The sequence below is a fragment of the Mesonia aquimarina genome, from assembly GCF_003667275.1.
GTDB lineage: Bacteria > Bacteroidota > Bacteroidia > Flavobacteriales > Flavobacteriaceae > Mesonia > Mesonia aquimarina.
This window is the reverse complement of sequence record NZ_RCNV01000013.1, coordinates 18,220-35,530: the sequence shown is the minus strand read 5'-3', so window position 1 is coordinate 35,530 and position 17,311 is coordinate 18,220. Positions and strand designations below refer to the sequence as shown.

16 protein-coding genes are annotated in these 17,311 nt (G+C 33.8%); 8 read left to right on the top strand and 8 right to left on the bottom strand.

What is annotated here, in order from left to right; genetic code table 11:
• Positions 1 to 70: 70 nt before the first annotated feature.
• Both D9R05_RS14110 and D9R05_RS14105 read left to right on the top strand, forming a co-directional pair.
• On the top strand, positions 71 to 631 hold the full coding sequence (locus D9R05_RS14110) for a sigma-70 family RNA polymerase sigma factor (RefSeq protein WP_121667879.1): 561 nt from the start codon (positions 71 to 73) through the stop codon (positions 629 to 631).
• A gap of 6 nt (positions 632 to 637) precedes the next feature.
• On the top strand, positions 638 to 907 hold the full coding sequence (locus tag D9R05_RS14105) for a hypothetical protein (RefSeq protein ID WP_121667878.1): 270 nt from the start codon (positions 638 to 640) through the stop codon (positions 905 to 907).
• 6 nt (positions 908 to 913) lie between these two features.
• Here D9R05_RS14105 and D9R05_RS14100 read toward each other — a convergent pair whose 3' ends face one another.
• The gene (locus tag D9R05_RS14100; protein ID WP_121667877.1) at positions 914 to 1,723 is read right to left on the bottom strand and encodes a UbiA prenyltransferase family protein; all 810 of its coding nucleotides are present in this window, start codon (positions 1,721 to 1,723) and stop codon (positions 914 to 916) included.
• Between the two features lie 135 nt (positions 1,724 to 1,858).
• Here D9R05_RS14100 and gcvP point away from each other — a divergent pair, with 135 nt between their 5' ends.
• From gcvP to D9R05_RS14080, 4 genes are all read left to right on the top strand, one after another.
• Positions 1,859 to 4,708: an aminomethyl-transferring glycine dehydrogenase gene (gcvP, locus tag D9R05_RS14095; RefSeq protein ID WP_121667876.1), complete on the top strand. Its 2,850-nt coding sequence runs from the start codon at positions 1,859 to 1,861 to the stop codon at positions 4,706 to 4,708.
• A 204-nt stretch (positions 4,709 to 4,912) separates the two neighbouring features.
• Positions 4,913 to 5,974, top strand: coding sequence for a 3-oxoacyl-ACP synthase III family protein (locus tag D9R05_RS14090; protein WP_121667875.1), 1,062 nt, complete (start codon positions 4,913 to 4,915; stop codon positions 5,972 to 5,974).
• Positions 5,975 to 5,979: 5 nt separating this feature from the next.
• Entirely contained in the window at positions 5,980 to 6,504 is a 525-nt protein-coding gene (locus D9R05_RS14085) for a methyltransferase domain-containing protein (RefSeq protein ID WP_121667874.1), read from the top strand.
• A gap of 4 nt (positions 6,505 to 6,508) precedes the next feature.
• A complete protein-coding gene (locus D9R05_RS14080; protein ID WP_121667873.1) occupies positions 6,509 to 7,357 on the top strand; it encodes a glycosyltransferase in 849 nt (282 codons plus the stop codon).
• Here D9R05_RS14080 and pafA read toward each other — a convergent pair.
• Positions 7,354 to 9,036 carry an alkaline phosphatase PafA gene (pafA, locus tag D9R05_RS14075; protein ID WP_121667872.1) on the bottom strand — a complete coding sequence of 561 codons (1,683 nt, stop codon included), beginning with the start codon at positions 9,034 to 9,036 and terminating at the stop codon, positions 7,354 to 7,356. The two genes, D9R05_RS14080 and pafA, sit on opposite strands and share 4 nt — an antisense overlap.
• Before the next feature lie 117 nt (positions 9,037 to 9,153).
• Here pafA and D9R05_RS14070 point away from each other — a divergent pair, with 117 nt between their 5' ends.
• Positions 9,154 to 9,891 carry an MlaE family ABC transporter permease gene (locus D9R05_RS14070; RefSeq protein ID WP_121667871.1) on the top strand — a complete coding sequence of 246 codons (738 nt, stop codon included), beginning with the start codon at positions 9,154 to 9,156 and terminating at the stop codon, positions 9,889 to 9,891.
• Positions 9,891 to 10,655, top strand: coding sequence for an ABC transporter ATP-binding protein (locus D9R05_RS14065; protein WP_121667870.1), 765 nt, complete (start codon positions 9,891 to 9,893; stop codon positions 10,653 to 10,655). The genes D9R05_RS14070 and D9R05_RS14065 overlap by 1 nt, the downstream gene beginning before the upstream one ends.
• A 92-nt stretch (positions 10,656 to 10,747) precedes the next feature.
• Here the strand turns inward: D9R05_RS14065 and D9R05_RS14060 are convergent, their stop codons facing one another.
• The 6 genes from D9R05_RS14060 to D9R05_RS14035 all read right to left on the bottom strand — a co-directional run bounded on the left by D9R05_RS14060 (position 10,748) and on the right by D9R05_RS14035 (position 17,309).
• Positions 10,748 to 12,178: a DUF389 domain-containing protein gene (locus D9R05_RS14060; RefSeq protein ID WP_121667869.1), complete on the bottom strand. Its 1,431-nt coding sequence runs from the start codon at positions 12,176 to 12,178 to the stop codon at positions 10,748 to 10,750.
• A gap of 2 nt (positions 12,179 to 12,180) precedes the next feature.
• Positions 12,181 to 13,260 carry a mannose-1-phosphate guanylyltransferase gene (locus D9R05_RS14055; RefSeq protein WP_121667868.1) on the bottom strand — a complete coding sequence of 360 codons (1,080 nt, stop codon included), beginning with the start codon at positions 13,258 to 13,260 and terminating at the stop codon, positions 12,181 to 12,183.
• A 7-nt stretch (positions 13,261 to 13,267) separates the two neighbouring features.
• On the bottom strand, positions 13,268 to 13,864 hold the full coding sequence (locus D9R05_RS14050; protein WP_121667867.1) for a SprT-like domain-containing protein: 597 nt from the start codon (positions 13,862 to 13,864) through the stop codon (positions 13,268 to 13,270).
• 3 nt (positions 13,865 to 13,867) lie between these two features.
• Positions 13,868 to 14,551 carry an SDR family NAD(P)-dependent oxidoreductase gene (locus D9R05_RS14045; RefSeq protein ID WP_121667866.1) on the bottom strand — a complete coding sequence of 228 codons (684 nt, stop codon included), beginning with the start codon at positions 14,549 to 14,551 and terminating at the stop codon, positions 13,868 to 13,870.
• Between the two features lie 9 nt (positions 14,552 to 14,560).
• Positions 14,561 to 15,505, bottom strand: coding sequence for a M20/M25/M40 family metallo-hydrolase (locus D9R05_RS14040; RefSeq protein ID WP_121667865.1), 945 nt, complete (start codon positions 15,503 to 15,505; stop codon positions 14,561 to 14,563).
• An 85-nt stretch (positions 15,506 to 15,590) separates the two neighbouring features.
• A complete protein-coding gene (locus tag D9R05_RS14035) occupies positions 15,591 to 17,309 on the bottom strand; it encodes a pyruvate dehydrogenase complex dihydrolipoamide acetyltransferase (RefSeq protein ID WP_121667864.1) in 1,719 nt (572 codons plus the stop codon).
• Positions 17,310 to 17,311: the final 2 nt, after the last annotated feature.

Here is a 17,311-nt window from a genome sequence, read left to right as displayed (position 1 = left end):
TTTTTTCACAATTCCCTAAAACCTTTCCTGCTGGATTCTTCGTAATTTTAGAGAATCAGATTTTTAAATTATGGCCTCGAGCAAACACCAGATCAATCCTGAAAAATGGGTAGATAATTATTCAAATTATCTTTTTAATTATACCATAACCAGGGTAAATGACCGTGAGGTTGCCAAAGATCTTATTTCTGAAACATTTTTGGCCGGCTTAAAATCGATGAAAAATTTTAAAGGACAAGCAACCGAGCGCACTTGGCTAATATCTATTTTAAAACGCAAAATTATTGATTATTATAGAAAAATCAATTCAAAAAAGGCACAAGCTGAAATAAAACCTGATTATATTCAAAACGATCGTGAAGGCGACTGGCTTGAAGAACAAATAAGCAACCTCCATGAAAAGAATGCTGAAGACCAGCTCATCAATTCAGAATTAGGTATGGCCATTTATAATTGTTTAGAAAATTTAAACGAAAAACATGCCAAAATTTTCAAGATGAAAACAATTGATAATATTGATACTGATGTTATTTGTAATGAGTTTAATATTAGTACGTCTAATCTTTGGGTAATTATACACCGTGCTCGCACCACACTAGCATCGTGTTTAGAAAAAAACTGGTTGAAATAAGCATTTATGAGTTCTAAAAACAAACCTTCTTCAGGCTGTAATAAGGCAAGCGCAACTTGTGACAAATGCCAATATAACGAAGCTCCGATCTGGGATCGAGTTAAATTATTATTTCATCTTTTACTTTGTAATAATTGCAGAAAATATCGGCAAAAAAATAAAAAGCTAACCAGTTTACTACAGCAAGCAAATTTTAGTTCGCTTAATAAAAATGAAAAAAATGAATTACATCATCGTTTTTTAGAAGAGTTGAATAAAAATAGAAATCGAAAATAAGCTTATTTAAAGAAGAAACTCGAAAAACAACCAAAGCAACGGAATTCCTTCTACCCAAAAAGCAGAAAAATATCTATTTTGACTTGTTGAAGATTTATAAATGCTCACCGCCAAAATTATCACTGTAAGAATTTCTGGAATTGTACTTATAAAATTATCTGCTAAAAAAAAATCTATTCCCAAAAATAAAAACAAGAGCACATAGCCGATTTTTTTAGACTGCTCGGTTCCGGTTAATTGTGGCAATGTTCCTAAATTAGCACGATCAAAGACCACATCTCTTATTTCAAACGGAATTGTTAACGCAACTACAAAAAGAAATCGTTGTAAAAAGAGCAATACAATTTCTGAATTAAAAACTTCTTGAAAATTTACTACCGGAAGTAAAACTGTTGTCCCTGCCCAAACCAAAGCTATAACAAAAATTTTTAAACTACGTAAACTTCGCAAATTTGTTCTATCGGGTAAAAAAGGAACAGTATAAAAAAAAGTAAATATTCCTAAAATGCTGGTCACCCAAATCACATCTAATGTTTGAAGCGATGAAAAATAAATCAATACTAAAAAACAGGCAAACGAAAATAATTGAATTATTCGCAAATTTTTTGTCAAACTTTGATGATGCAATTTCGCAATACCGGCGTACTTTACAAAATTATAACCGGTAATAGAACTCAAAAAAATAAAACATAAAATTGTAAAATCTACAGGAATATTTAATTCTAAAAAACTAATCCAAGCTAAAGCAGCAATTGCAAAAGCCACGTGAATACTACTGTTTATATAAAAAATTAGTGTTTTTTTTAATTTACTCATCACACAAAAATACAGCTAATTTTATTAGGAAAATTAAGCATAAATAAAGCTGATTTTTAAATAAACAACTTAACATTTTTTTTCACTTAAATATCGTACTTTTGCAAACCACAAACACAGCAATTTTTAGATTACATGAACACAGATTCTTTTGCGTTACGACACATCGGTCCGAGACCTGAAAACATTTCAGAAATGCTGCAAACTATTGGAGCAGATTCATTAGACCAACTTATTTATGAAACGCTTCCTGACGGAATTAAACTTGAAAAAGAGCTTGATCTTCCCGAAGCCTTAAGCGAGCAAGAATACTTAGAACATATTACCAAACTTGCAGCTAAAAATAAGGTTTTTAAAACCTACATTGGTTTAGGATATCATAACTCTAATACTCCGCCGGTCATACAGCGTAATGTATTAGAAAATCCAGGATGGTACACCGCTTACACGCCTTACCAAGCAGAAATTGCTCAAGGTAGGTTAGAGGCTTTGGTTAATTTCCAGACCATGATTGTAGATCTAACCGGTTTAGAATTAGCAAACGCTTCACTACTAGATGAATCTACAGCAGCTGCAGAAGCAATGAATTTACTTTTTGCAGTAAGAAATAGAACGCAGAAGAAAAACAAAGTAGTTAAGTTTTTTGTTTCTGAAGAAGTATTACCACAAACTATAGCTGTTTTACAAACGAGAGCTAATCCTTTAGGAATTGAACTTGTTATCGGCAATCACGAAGAATTTGATTTTTCTGAAGAATTCTTCGGAACCTTATTACAATATCCGGGAGCTTCAGGAAAAGTATTTGACTATGCAGGATTTGTTCAAAAAGCAAAAGACGCCGAAATTAAAACAGCTGTTGCAGCAGATATTTTAAGCTTAGTAAAATTACGTGCTCCAGGAGAATTAGGTGTAGATGTAGTCGTTGGTACAACACAACGTTTCGGAATTCCATTAGGTTATGGAGGACCACATGCTGCTTATTTTGCTACAAAACAAGAATATAAAAGAAATGTACCGGGTAGAATTATTGGGGTAACAAAAGATCGTGACGGTAATTTAGCCTTAAGAATGGCATTACAAACGCGCGAACAACATATTAAAAGAGATCGTGCAACATCAAATATTTGTACCGCACAAGTTTTATTAGCCGTTATGGCAGGAATGTACGCGGTTTATCACGGACCAAATGGACTAACTTATATTGCAGATAAAGTTCACCAATCTGCGGCAGAACTTGCCGATGCCTTAGAAAAACTAGGATTTTATCAAACTAATGAAACTTATTTTGATACGATTCAAGTAAAAGCTGATGCTGAAAAAGTAAAACAAATTGCTGAAGCTAGTGAAATTAACTTTTACTATCCAGATGCAGAAACGGTTTCCATTTCAATTAATGAAGCTACTTCCTTAAACGATTTAAATAATATCGTTGCTGTTTTTGCGCACGTTGCCGGAAAAGAATCCATAAAAATAACTCGTTTAGAGAAAAACTTATTAGATAACACATCAGTTTCAAGAGATACGCCGTTTTTAACCAATGAGGTTTTTAATCGCTATCATTCAGAAACAGAATTGATGCGTTACATCAAAAAACTTGAGCGTAAAGATTTATCATTAAATCATTCCATGATTTCTTTAGGTTCTTGTACGATGAAATTAAACGCGGCAGCAGAAATGCTTCCGTTAAGTTACCCGCAATGGGGCAACATTCACCCTTTTGCACCGATTGAACAAGCGCAAGGTTATCAAGAAATGTTAAAACGCTTAGAGGATCAGCTTACTGAAATTACAGGTTTTGCTGCAACTTCTCTTCAACCAAATTCTGGTGCACAAGGAGAATATGCGGGATTAATGGCTATTCAAAAATACCATGAAGCAAACGGAGACAATCACCGAAACATTTGCTTAATTCCTTCTTCGGCACACGGAACCAATCCGGCAAGTGCTGTAATGGCAGGAATGAAAGTTGTAGTAACGAAGTCTACCGATAAAGGAAATATTGATGTAGATGATTTACGTGAAAAGGCTTTAAAGCATAAAGACAATTTAGCAGCTTTAATGGTAACCTATCCTTCTACGCACGGCGTTTTTGAATCGGCTATTAAAGACATCACAAAAATTATCCACGAAAACGGCGGTAAAGTTTATATGGATGGTGCCAATATGAATGCACAAGTTGGCTTAACTAATCCTGGTAAAATTGGAGCAGATGTCTGTCACTTAAACTTACATAAAACTTTTGCTATTCCACACGGTGGTGGTGGCCCAGGAGTAGGACCTATTTGTGTAGCTGAAGATTTAGTTCCGTTTTTACCTTCAAACCCAGTAATTAAAACTGGAGGAGTTAATCCTATTTCAGCAATTTCTGCTGCTCCGTTTGGCTCTTCTTTAGTATGTTTAATTTCTTACGCTTACATTTCTATGCTAGGCCCTAAAGGATTAAAAAGCGCAACTGAACACGCAATTTTAAACGCCAACTACATTAAACAACGCCTTAACAATCACTTCAAAACACTTTATTCCGGAGAACGAGGAAGAGCTGCTCACGAAATGATTTTAGATTTACGTCCGTTTAAAACAAAAGGCATTGAAGTAGTAGATATCGCGAAACGATTAATTGATTATGGTTTCCACTCTCCTACTGTTTCTTTTCCGGTTGCCGGAACAATGATGATCGAGCCAACAGAAAGTGAAAGCAAAGCTGAATTAGATCGTTTTTGTGATGCGTTAAATTCTATTAAAGAAGAAATTGATGCTATTGAAGATCAAGAAAACAATCTCTTGAAAAACGCACCACATACTATGGAAATGTTAACTTCAGAAGAATGGCATTTCCCATATTCTAGAAAAGAGGCTGCTTTTCCATTACCTTATGTTAGCGATAATAAGTTTTGGCCAAGTGTTCGTCGAGTAGATGATGCTTATGGTGACAGAAATTTAATGTGTACTTGCGATCCTATTGAAGAATATATGGATTCTGAGTAATTTTAAACTAATATATACTCAAAAAACCCGAACAAAGTCTGTTCGGGTTTTTGATTTATGATAAAAACTGTTATCTTATTTTATTGATTCATCAAATAAAAGCTTTTAAAATAATAGAATAACAATTCTGAAATAAAAGTAAGCTTTTACCTCTATTTTTTAAATATATTCCTTAGTTTGTCAAATATTTATCAACGCTAAAATATGGCTATCAAAATAACAGGAATAGGAAGTTGTATTCCTACCAAAAGTATTAAGAATACTGATTTTTTAAACCACGAATTTAAAAACCCGGATGGAAGTGCTATTCCCGATTCTAATGAATTGATTATTAAAAAATTTAAGGCCATTACAGGTATAGAAGAACGCCGTTATGCCGATGAAGAATTAACTACTTCAGATCTTGCGGCTATCGCTGCAGAACGGGCAATCGCAGACGCCAAGATAGATCCTGAAAATCTAGATTATATTATTGTTGCTCAAAATTTTGGTGATGTAAAACACAATAATATCCAAAGTGATGCCGTACCAAGTTTAGCAACTCGTGTTAAATTTAAATTGAAAATAAATAACCCTTCTTGTGTTGCCTATGATGTTGTTTTTGGCTGTCCCGGTTGGCTAGAGGGTGTTATCCAAGCACAAGCATTTATAAAAGCTGGAATGGCAAAAAAATGCTTGGTTATTGGTGCTGAAACCTTATCACGTGTGGTTGATGTTCACGATCGTGATAGTATGATTTTTAGTGATGGTGCCGGTGCTAGTATCATTGAAAAAACCGACACAGAAAATGACGGGATTTTAGCCTTCGAATCGGCTACTTACGCACGCAATGAAGCATATTATTTAACTTTTGAAGAATCTTATAATAAAGAGCTTAATCAGCCCACACGCTACATAAAAATGAATGGTAGAAAAATCTACAATTTTGCATTAACGCACGTTCCTACAGCTATGAAAAGTTGTTTAGATAAAAGTGGCGTTCCTATAGAAAAATTGAAAAAGATTTTTATTCATCAAGCTAATGAAAAAATGGATCAAGCCATTTGTGAGCGTTTTTATAAGCTCTTCGACAAAGCGGCTCCTGAACATATCATGCCGATGAGCATTGCTGAATTAGGCAACAGCTCTGTTGCTACACTACCTACTTTATTTGACTTGGTAACAAGCAAAAAAATAAAAAGTCAACACTTAGAAAAAGGAGATGTTGTTATTTTTGCAAGTGTTGGCGCCGGAATGAATATTAATGCTCTAGTTTATCAATACTAAAAATTTTGTACGAAAATAATTTCCCAAACAAACGTTATAAACACACCTTAGAATTTTTAGAAGAAGTCAGTCCAGCCCCAAAAAAAATTTTAGATTTAGGTGTAAAAAACCCTTTTTCCGAAATAATGATTAACGCCGGGTACGAAGTGGAAAACACGCAAGGAGAGGACTTAGATCTAGATTTTGCAGCTGTACAAAAAGCAAATGTAGATGTTGTTACTGCTTTTGAAATATTTGAACACTTACTAGCTCCATTTAATGTTTTAAGTGAGATTAAAGCCGGCAAATTAGTTGCTAGTGTTCCGTTAAAATTATGGTTTTCGTCTGCATACCGAAGTAAAACTGATCCATGGGATCGGCATTATCATGAGTTTGAAGATTGGCAATTTGACTGGCTTTTAGAAAAAGCCGGTTGGGAAATTAAAGCACAAAAAAAATGGACAAACCCTGTTAAAAAAATAGGTATTCGCCCATTGCTTAGAAAGTTCACACCGCGCTATTATATTGTTTACGCAGAGCGGAAAAAGTAGATCTATGCGATTTTATATTATTATTCCAGCGCATAATGAAGAAGCAAGCATTCAACAAACGCTTCAATCTTTAATAGAACAAACATATTTACCCGAAAAAATTTTAGTGGTAAATGATAATTCTACTGATAAAACCGCTGAAAAAGTAACTGAATTTTCTAAAAAAAATTCAATTGTAAAACTTTTCAATAACAATTCTACCCCCACACATTTGCCCGGCGGAAAAGTTGTTCAAGCTTTTCTAAACGGACTTGAACAACTAGATAATCAGTATGATGTTGTATGTAAATTTGATGCAGATTTAATTTTCCCTTCAAATTACCTCGAAAAAGTTGCAAGTCATTTTTCAGCAGATAAAAAAACAGGAATGGTTGGCGGGTTTTGCTACATTAAATCTGGTGATCATTGGAAACTTGAAAACTTAACCAATAAAGATCATATTCGTGGAGCGTTAAAAGCTTACCGAAAAGATTGTTTTCAGCAAATTGGCGGCTTAAAAGCTTCTATGGGTTGGGACACGGCAGATGAATTATTGGCAAAGTTTTACGGTTGGAGCGTTAAGACTGATGAAAATTTAAAAGTGAAACATCTTCGTGCTACCGGAGAAACCTATAATAATTCTTCAAAATATAAGCAAGGCGAAGCTTTTTACAAACTCCGATATGGTTTTCTAATTACTTTAATTGCCTCTCTTAAATTAGCCTTACTGAAGAAAAAACCTACTTTGGTAAAAGATTATTTAACCGGATATTTTAAGGCGAAAAAAAATAAGCTTCCTTTTTTAGTAAATGAAAAAGAAGGAAAATGGATTCGAAAATATCGATGGAAAAAAATTAAATCGAAATTATTTTAGTCCTTTTTAAATACAAAAGGTAACACATTTCCGGTTGCGCCATTTGGAAAAGCAATTCCCAATAATGCTGAGATTGTGGGTGCAATATCTGTAATTTCAGTTTTTTGATAAGTTTCTCCTTGCTCAATTCCGTTTCCGAAAAATAATAGCGGTGCGTGCGTATCATAATTTAAAGCACTTCCGTGAGTAGAACCTTTTTCAGGATAAATAATATAACCGGGATCTAACATGAAAACTACATCTCCACTTCTTTTTTGATGGAATCCTTTTTGAATTAAAGAAAAAGTTCCCGTAGAAAATTCACTTTCTTTCAAAGCACTTCGGGTAATTGTTTTTGACACATGAGAAAAATTCAATATAAAATGTGCCAAGTTTTTTTCTAAATCGGTTCTATTGATATTTTCTTCAGCTAAACGCTCGTAATCAAAAAACACTTGATTATTAGAAATGTTTTTTACCAAATCGGTAACGCCATATTCTTTCCCTAAAAAGGAAGTAACAGCTTTTTGAAAAGCTTCCACGTCAAAATAACCAGCCGGAATTTTTTGATCTGCTAAAAAAGAAGGAACCTGCACTGCCCCGTGATCTGATGTTAAAAATAAAGTATAATTTCCTTTTCCCACTTTTTTATCTAAGGTAGAAAGCAAACGAGAAATATCTTGATCTAATCGAATATATGCGTCCTGAACTTCTTTAGAATTTACCCCAAAATTATGACCTATATAATCTGTACTGGAATAACTGATGCACAAGAAATCTGTAAAATCATCTGCTCCTAAATTTTCTTCTTCCAGCGCAGTTAAAGCAAAATCGGTTGTTAAATTATTTCCAAAAGGTGTTGTTTTTAAAATATCAAAACCTGAATTTTCATTGCTTAATTTTTTTAAATCATAAGGAAAACTTGGTGTTTCTTCTCCTATAAAACCAAATTCATAGCGACTAACATCTTGTCCACTTTCGGTATATCTTTCAATTGGATTTAAGGTATTCCAGTTTTTTAAGTAAGAATCTGCTTTTTCTGAGGCATTAAATTGTTGTACCCAAACCGGGAGTTCTTTTTGATAAAAACTGCTGCTTATAAATTTCCCTTGATCTTTCCCGTAAAACCAATATGCTGCGTTTGCCGTGTGTCCGGCCGGAAGAATTGCTCCTCTATCTTTTAAGGCAACCCCAATTGTTTTCCCTTTAAATTGAGTGTGTAATCTATTTTGATCAGCTATACTTGTTGTCATCATTCGCTTTGGAGACATTTGGCCGGCTTCATTTGCTATACCTATACTTTTTACACTATTATCTTCAGTGCAATAAACCGATTTATTTATTTTTTTATCAAACCAAGTGTTAGATATAATTCCGTGCCCTACTGGCGTAGTTCCAGAATAAACTGAAGCGTGACCCGGACCGGTATAGGTAGGCACATAATTAAAATGATTATTTCTACAAGTAAACCCCTCTTCTACTAAACGTTTAAATCCATCATCACCAAAATTATCCCAAAAGCGGGTTAAATAATCATAACGCATTTGGTCTACTACGATACCAACTACTAACTTCGGTTTTTTTGCTACAACAATTAGAGAATCCTGTATTTTATTCTCTTGTTTTTTTTCTACAGCAACCGGCGTTTTACATTGACTAAAAACGAAAAGTACACTTACAAGGAAAATTAATTTTTTCATCTAAAATTTCAATTTAAGAATGCAAAAATATTAAATGTAAGCGCGAATAAAGATTAATTGTAAGTTAAATACTTTGGCAATTATTTTTGCTATTTTAGCTTTACAAAAATTCAATACATGAAATACCTTCAAGATATAGGTCAATATTTCATCATGATTAAGAATATATTCAGAAGAATGACCAAAGCTTCTGTTTTACGCCAATTAATTTTCAAGGAAATTGATGATTTAATGGTAAACTCCTTAGGGATCGTTGTTTTCATTTCCTTTTTTATTGGTGGTGTAGTAACCATACAAACTGCGCTAAATTTAAATAACCCGTTAATTCCAAAAAGTTTAATAGCATTTACAGCAAGACAATCTATTATTTTAGAATTTTCTCCTACGTTTGTTTCTATTATTATGGCGGGAAAAGTAGGTTCTTATATTACTTCTAGTATTGGAACGATGCGCGTTATGGAACAAATTGACGCTTTAGAAGTTATGGGGATTAATTCTGCCAACTATTTAATTTTCCCTAAAATTATTGCCATGCTTTTTTATCCATTTGTTATTGCTATTTCTATGTTTATGGGAATTATGGGAGCTTATATGGCAGGCGTTCTTGGCGGTTTTATTTCTGGCGAAGCATTTTTAAGCGGACTACAATCTGACTTTATTCCATTTCATCTAGCTTATGCATTTATAAAAAGTTTCTTTTTTGCATTAATTCTAGCCACCGTTCCGGCATATCATGGGTATTATATGAAAGGCGGCGCACTAGAAGTTGGTCAAGCCAGTACCACTTCTTTTGTATGGACAAGCGTAATACTTATTATCGTAAATTATGTATTAACTCAATTATTGCTAAGCTAATGATAAAAGTAAACGACTTACATAAAGGATTTAATGGTGAAGAAATTTTGAAAGGAATTTCTACTGAATTTTACAAAGGAAAAACCAACTTAATTATTGGTCAATCTGGTTCAGGAAAAACTGTTTTTTTAAAATGCCTTTTAGGACTTTTTACACCAGAACAAGGCACTATTGAATATAACAGAAAAGCTTATTCTTCACTTTCTCAAGAAGCAAAACGTAATCTGCGTACTGAGATGGGAATGGTTTTTCAAGGTGGCGCCTTATTTGATTCAATGACGGTTGCCGAAAATGTAATGTTTCCACTACGCATGTTCACCAACCAGAAAAAAGATGAAATGATGGAGCGGGTTGATGAAGTTCTAAAACGTGTAGAACTTGATCATGCTCCACATAAATATCCGGCTGAAATTAGTGGAGGAATGCAAAAACGTGTTGCCATTGCGCGTGCAATTGTCAATAAACCAAAATATTTATTTTGTGATGAGCCAAACTCAGGTTTAGATCCTAAAACAGCAATTTTAATAGATAATTTAATTCAAGAAATTACGCGAGAAAATGATATAACTACCGTAATCAATACACACGATATGAACTCTGTATTAGAAATAGGTGAAAATATTATTTTCTTACAAAAAGGAGTTTTAGCTTGGCGCGGAACCAATGATGAGATTTTTAAAACCGAAAATGAAGCTGTAACCGACTTTGTATATTCTTCAGATTTGTTTAAAAAAGTGAGAGAAGCACAATTAAAAGGACTTTAAATCTCCATACTAACATCAGCGAATAAATGCTAGTTTTTATTTATTTCCTGTGGATGATTTTCTGATTAAAAAATTTAATTAGTATAGATTGTTTAATTTGCGCTTTGTACCACTAAGGTATCTAAATTTAACTTATACGCCAGCCACTCTTTTAATTTAGCTTCATTTCGTTGTTTTTCTCCCGCTGATATTTCTTTTATCCAAGAAACATTAAATTCTGGAATTGTATCCACTTTATCAAAAGTCGAAACTAATTTTGATGCATAACTAAAACTTTGTAAACCTTCGTAGTTTATCTTTGCTTCTTTAGAAATACTAGCAAACGGAATTTGTTTATTCTCATATCGTGAGAGTTTGGACAAGCGTTGTTCCAGAAATGCGATTCGCTCATCTTTGTTTAATAAATTGATAGAATCTCGACGTTTAAATTCTTGCATGTATTGCAATTGATCAAAAGATTCTGTGTTTTCATTTTGAAGAATAATAAGCGAAGTGCCGTTTAAATTATTATAGCGTTTCATCTTTTCTCGCCATAAATTTATAACCGAAGAAGGAATTTCTTTACCTAAAAACGAAACTTCAATTTTAGGATCGTTACCGGAATCAAAATCTAAAATTGTCGAATTTTTTTGTAAAAATGACTCATTATAAACCATCAATTCTTCTTCTACGAATTTACGAGCATCTTGTCGAAAATAAGATTCTTGAAGCATATTATAAAACAAATACACACTTGGCACCATAACAATAATGGCAATAACAGAAGCCAATTGAGCAATACGTTTTCTTCTTTTTGAATTAGCATATTTTACCAACGGAAAGCCTAACAATTTAGCAACCACAAAAGTTGACAAGGCAATAAAAGTTGCATTAATCGAAAACAAATACAAAGCTCCTCCGGCATCAGAAAGGTTGCCTTCCGCTAAACCATAACCTACTGTACATAATGGCGGCATTAAGGCAGTAGCAATGGCTACTCCAAAAATAACACTCGCTATGGTTCCCTTTTTAGTTTTTGCAACAATCAACGCTAAACCACCAAAAATAGCGACTAACACATCAAGAATTGTAGGATAAGTTCTGGCTTCAAGCTCTGCATTGCTTCCAGTAAGTGGTGAAATCCAAAAATAAAGAAATGCCGTAACCACACTTAGCCCGACCATAACACCTAAATTAATAAGTGACCTACGTAAAGTATCAATATCATTAATAGCCACGGAAAGACCAATTCCTACAATTGGGCCCATTAATGGTGAAATAAGCATTGCACCAATAATAACAGCTGTACTGCTTACATTTAAGCCAATAGAAGCTACAAATATGGAGAATATCAAAATCCAAGCGTTATGACCTTTAAAAGGAATATCTTTTTTTACGGCTTCAATAGTTGAATCACGATCGGTGTCACTTCTAATATCCAGCAATTCCCGTAAAAAACTACGTAAGCTTTTTGCGGTACCTTTTAAGTCTTTAGAAAGTTTTTCGTTTACTTCCTGTTGCTTGTCATTTTCTGGTGTGGTCATTTTTATACAAGTTCGTCGCCAAACTTTTCTTGAATGGTGGCGCGTATCTTTTTTATATCCTGCTCTTTTCCTTTAGGAAAGATAAGCAAAACTTCTTTATTATCTACAACAATATAATCTTCTAAACCATCTACAACTACAACTTTTCCTTTTTCAGTTCTTATTATAGAGTTATTAGTATTTTCTAAGTGAGACTGTGCATTAATCACTACATTCTGTTTCTCATCTTTTGGCATTTGCTCGTGTAGCGCTCCCCAAGAACCTAAATCATTCCAATCAAAAGTAGCCGGAAGCACACATACATTTGGTGCTTTTTCCATGATAGCATAGTCAATAGAAACATTTTCTGCTTCTTGATATTTTTTGGCTAAAAACGATTGTTCTTTTTCGGTATTTAAATGGTCTAGGTGTTCTACAAAAAGAGAAAACATCTTTGAATTATATTTTTCAAAAGCTTTTGTAATTGAAGAAACACTCCAAATAAATATTCCGGCGTTCCACAAATAATTGCCTTCAGCTAAAAAAGATTGTGCCGTTTTATAATCTGGTTTTTCTGTAAATTGAAGTACTTTTTTTACCGGACTCACACTTTTTTCAGCATACTTTATGTAACCGTAACCTGTATTAGGAAAACTTGGTTTTATGCCTAAAGTCATTAATATATCTTCACGCTGGCAAGCATCGTAACTAATCTGCAAATTTTCTATAAAAGCATTTTCGTCTTCAATCCAATGATCACTCGGTGCCACCAACATTAGGGCATCTTTATTTTTCTTTTGAATTTTTAAAGCTGCCAATAGAATACACGGTGCTGTATTCCGCATAGCGGGTTCCAGCACAATTTGCTCTTGTGTTATTTTTGGTAATTGTTCTTTCACCAAATCTTCATACAAGCTATTGGTTAGAATATAGATGTTTTCTAAAGGAATTAATTTTGAAAGTCGGCTATAAGTTTTCTGAAGTAAAGATTCTCCCGTTCCTAACATATCGTGAAATTGCTTCGGAAAGGATTGTTTACTCAATGGCCAAAATCTAGAACCGACACCGCCGGCCATAATAACTGCGTAATAATTTTTATTCATAATTCCCTTAAGTTTTCACTAATTCTACTTCTGCATTAGGCTGAAAAATATAAATTTTTCCTGTATTTATTTCTACACACTCGTAGCGTTTTATACGCTTTTTACCTTTTTTAAACACTTTACCATTATAAATTCTAAAGGTACTTCCCAACGGAATCTCAAAGATATAATTTTTATTATTTTCGGGATCATAAGCTTTCAAAGCAACAGAAAGACGAGCATCTGTATCGCTACTTGCTGATGGATTTTTAAAATGATTAGCTATAATTGGTAATAACCGAGATGGAAAAATACTTGGATTAATAAATGGCAGCATTAATTGTTGAAAGGTGTATTTCCACTCTTTTCCGTGCGGCTTTATAAATCTTCCATATTTTTTGAAGGCCATAAAATGTGCAATTTCATGCACTAACGTGATTAAAAACCGATATGGATTTAGATTGGCATTAACCGTAATTTGCGGTGCGCCATTTACTTCACGATAATCACCATGGCGCGTTTTTCTTTCGTTTACAATTTTGAGATGAATGTTATAGCTGGCAATTAATTGAAACGCAGGATCCACGGCTCGTTTAGGAATATAATTTGAAAGAATTTCTTTCATAAATTAAGGAGTAGAATTAGAAACCTGCAATAATTTTCCGTTATAAAATTGATATCCCGTTAAAGCAAAATCACCAATATAATTTGCCATATCTCGTGCAGAAACCGGCGCTTGATAACCTGGAAAAGCTTCTTCTAACATTTCAGTTTGGACTGCTCCCAAAGCAAAAACATTAAATGACGGCCCGTTTTCTTTATATTCTTCTGCCAACACCTCTGTAAGTGTAATAACGGCTCCTTTGCTTGAACTATAAGCCGAAAGCCCGGGAAATTTCATACTTCCTTGAACCCCGCCCATACTACTAATCGTAAGCACGTGGCTGGCTTTATGCATAAAAGGAATTAAAATTTTTGTCAGTTGAAAAACGCCAAATACATTGGTTTTATAAACTTCTTCAAATTCTGCTGAAGAAATTTCCGTAAAAGGTTTATTAACTAATTTCCCGGCATTATTAATCAGCACATCTACTTTTTTCCACTTTTCTGAAATAAACCATTCTACTTCTTGCAATTGTGCTTCAACATTAATATCACAAGAAAAAGCAGTCACATTTTCTAAGCCCAAATTTGTAATTGGATCTTCATTTCTAGACAAGGCTAAAATTTTATGCCCCTGTTTTGCGAGAATTTTAACAAGTTCAAAACCAATTCCGCGACTTGTTCCTGTAATTACAATATTTTTTGACATAGAAATTTACTACTTAGAATTTAACTGAATAACTTTAGTTTTAGAATTTGCCATTCCTTCAATCCCCGGAATTATATCTGAGATTAAGTTTTTCATATGCTCATAATCCATCAACTCCGCTTCATCATCTACATGGTGATAATAGTCATAATTTGAAAAATCAAACGTACATAAGGTTTGCGCTGGAATCTTCATTTCTTGATAAAAAGGATAATTATCACTTCGTTGAAAAAGTTTAAAATCTTTTGCTTTTGAAAAAAAACCGAATACTTTTTTCCCGGCGTAATTATTAAAAGTTTCAGCAAAATTAGATTCATTAAATCCGGTTAAATAAGCTGAATAGTTTTGACCTACTAAAGGAACACCAATCATCTCAAAATTCAACATCGTATAAATATTCGCCTCTTCTTTTTTTAATCGTTTAGCTATATGTTTAGAACCAACCAAACCTTCTTCTTCCGCAGAAAACAAAACAAACAAAACACTTCTTTTGGTTTGTTTATCAGCAAAATATTTTGCCAAAGCTAAAATAGAGGTCGTTCCTGCAGCGTTATCATTAGCGCCATTAGCAATAGAATCTCCAGCAACGATTTTACTTTCGTCTACCACCCCAATATGATCGTAATGCGCTCCTAAAACAATAAGTTCATCTTTTAATTTTGGATCATTTCCTTCTTTAAAACCAACCATATTATAACCCGTTTTTCCTTTTACCTGAAAGCTATCACGATATGTTTCAAAATAAGGCTGTAATCCACTTTTTTGAAAAACAGTTTCAATATAGTGCGCTGCTTTTTCAATTCCTTCAGAGCCGGTTCTTCGCCCTGCTAATTCATCTGAAGCTAAATAACCCAAACTTTCTTTTAAAAAATCTATAGAAACTTCGGCTGATTCTTCTTGTGAAAAAATTTGACTACCACTAAAAAAGACTAAAAATACAAGTATATATTTCATAAAAATTATATATTAATTCATAAAAAATTAAAGATAAAAAAATCCCGCTTTTATACGGGATTTTTCACTTGATAATATTATTAGATTAAGCCAGCATAGTTACCGGGTTTTCCAAATACTTTTTAAAAGTTTCTAAAAACTTAGCTCCTGTTGCTCCATCAACTGTTCGGTGATCACAAGCTAAGGTAACTTTCATGGTATGCCCTACTTTTATTTCACCATTTTTAACAACCGGTTTTTCTACAATTGCTCCTACTGATAAAATAGCTGAGTTTGGCTGATTTATAATACTTGTAAATTCTTCAATTCCAAACATTCCCAAATTAGAAACGGTAAATGTGCTTCCTTCCATATCTTTAGGTTGCAACTTTTTGTTTCGGGCTTTTCCTGCTAAATCTTTTACGTTAGAATTGATGGTCATCATAGACATTTGATCTGTAAATCGCAATACCGGAACAACCAAACCTTCATCAACCGCAACAGCAACACCTAAATGAATGTGTTTTGCAATTTTAGTAGCCTCTCCAGTCCATTGAGAGTTTACTTGCGGATGCTTTCTAAGCGCCATAGCCGATGCTTTTATTACCATATCGTTAAACGAAACCTTAGTATCTGGCAACTCATTAATCTGCTTACGCGATTGCATTGCGTTTTCCATATCTAACCCGATAGTTAGATAATAGTGCGGTGCATTAAATTTAGATTCTGAAAGTCGTTTGGCAATAGTTTTCCGCATTTGCGAATTTTTCACCTCTTCAAAACTTTCTTCACCTGCCGGAACATAAGGTTGAGCAGAACTTGCTTTCTCTTCAGTTTTTGCTGCCTTTTTCTCAGCAGGTTTTTCTGAAGGCTTGAAGTTTTCGATATCTTTTTTAACGATACGATTATTTTCACCACTTCCTTTTACCTCAGCTAGGTCAATTCCTTTTTCTTCGGCCATTTTTTTAGCCAAGGGTGAAGCAAAAATACGATCGCCATCACTATCGGTATGTTGTCTTTCGCCAGAATCTGAACTTTCGCTTTCTGAAGAACCTTTATCTTTCGACTCTTTATCTTCTGAAGATTTTTCTTTTTTAGCTGATTTATTAGATTTTTTAGAAGATCCGTCAGATTTCAATTGATCTAAAAATTTAGAAACATCAGTTCCTTCAGGTCCAATAATTGCTAAAACGAAATCTACCGGAGCACTTTCTCCTTCACCAATACCAATATGAAGCAACGTACCTTCATAAAAAGACTCAAACTCCATTGTTGCCTTATCGGTTTCTATTTCGGCTAAAATTTCTCCTTCTTCAACACTATCTCCTTCTTGTTTTAACCATTGAGCCACGGTTCCTTCTTCCATGGTATCAGAAAGACGTGGCATTTTTACTACCTCAACATCATCTGGAATTTCTCCATCGCCACCATCTTCTTCTTCGGCTGAATCATCTGAAGTTTCTGTATCGTCAGACTTATTGTCTTCTGATTTTTCTTCTTCATCATCTTCTTCCTCTTTTTTATCTTCTTTACCTTCTGAGCTTGAAGAGTTTTCGGCCTCTTTTATTAAATCTGAAATATCCTCTCCTTCTTCACCAATTATAGCTAACAAAGAATCTACCGGAGCTCCATCACCTTCTTCAATTCCAATATGTAAAAGCGTGCCATCATAAAAAGACTCAAATTCCATGGTTGCTTTATCGGTTTCTATTTCAGCTAAAATATCGCCTTCTTCAACTTTATCGCCTTTTTGCTTTAACCATTTTGCTACAACACCTTCTTCCATGGTGTCACTTAAGCGAGGCATATTAATAACTTCAGCCATAA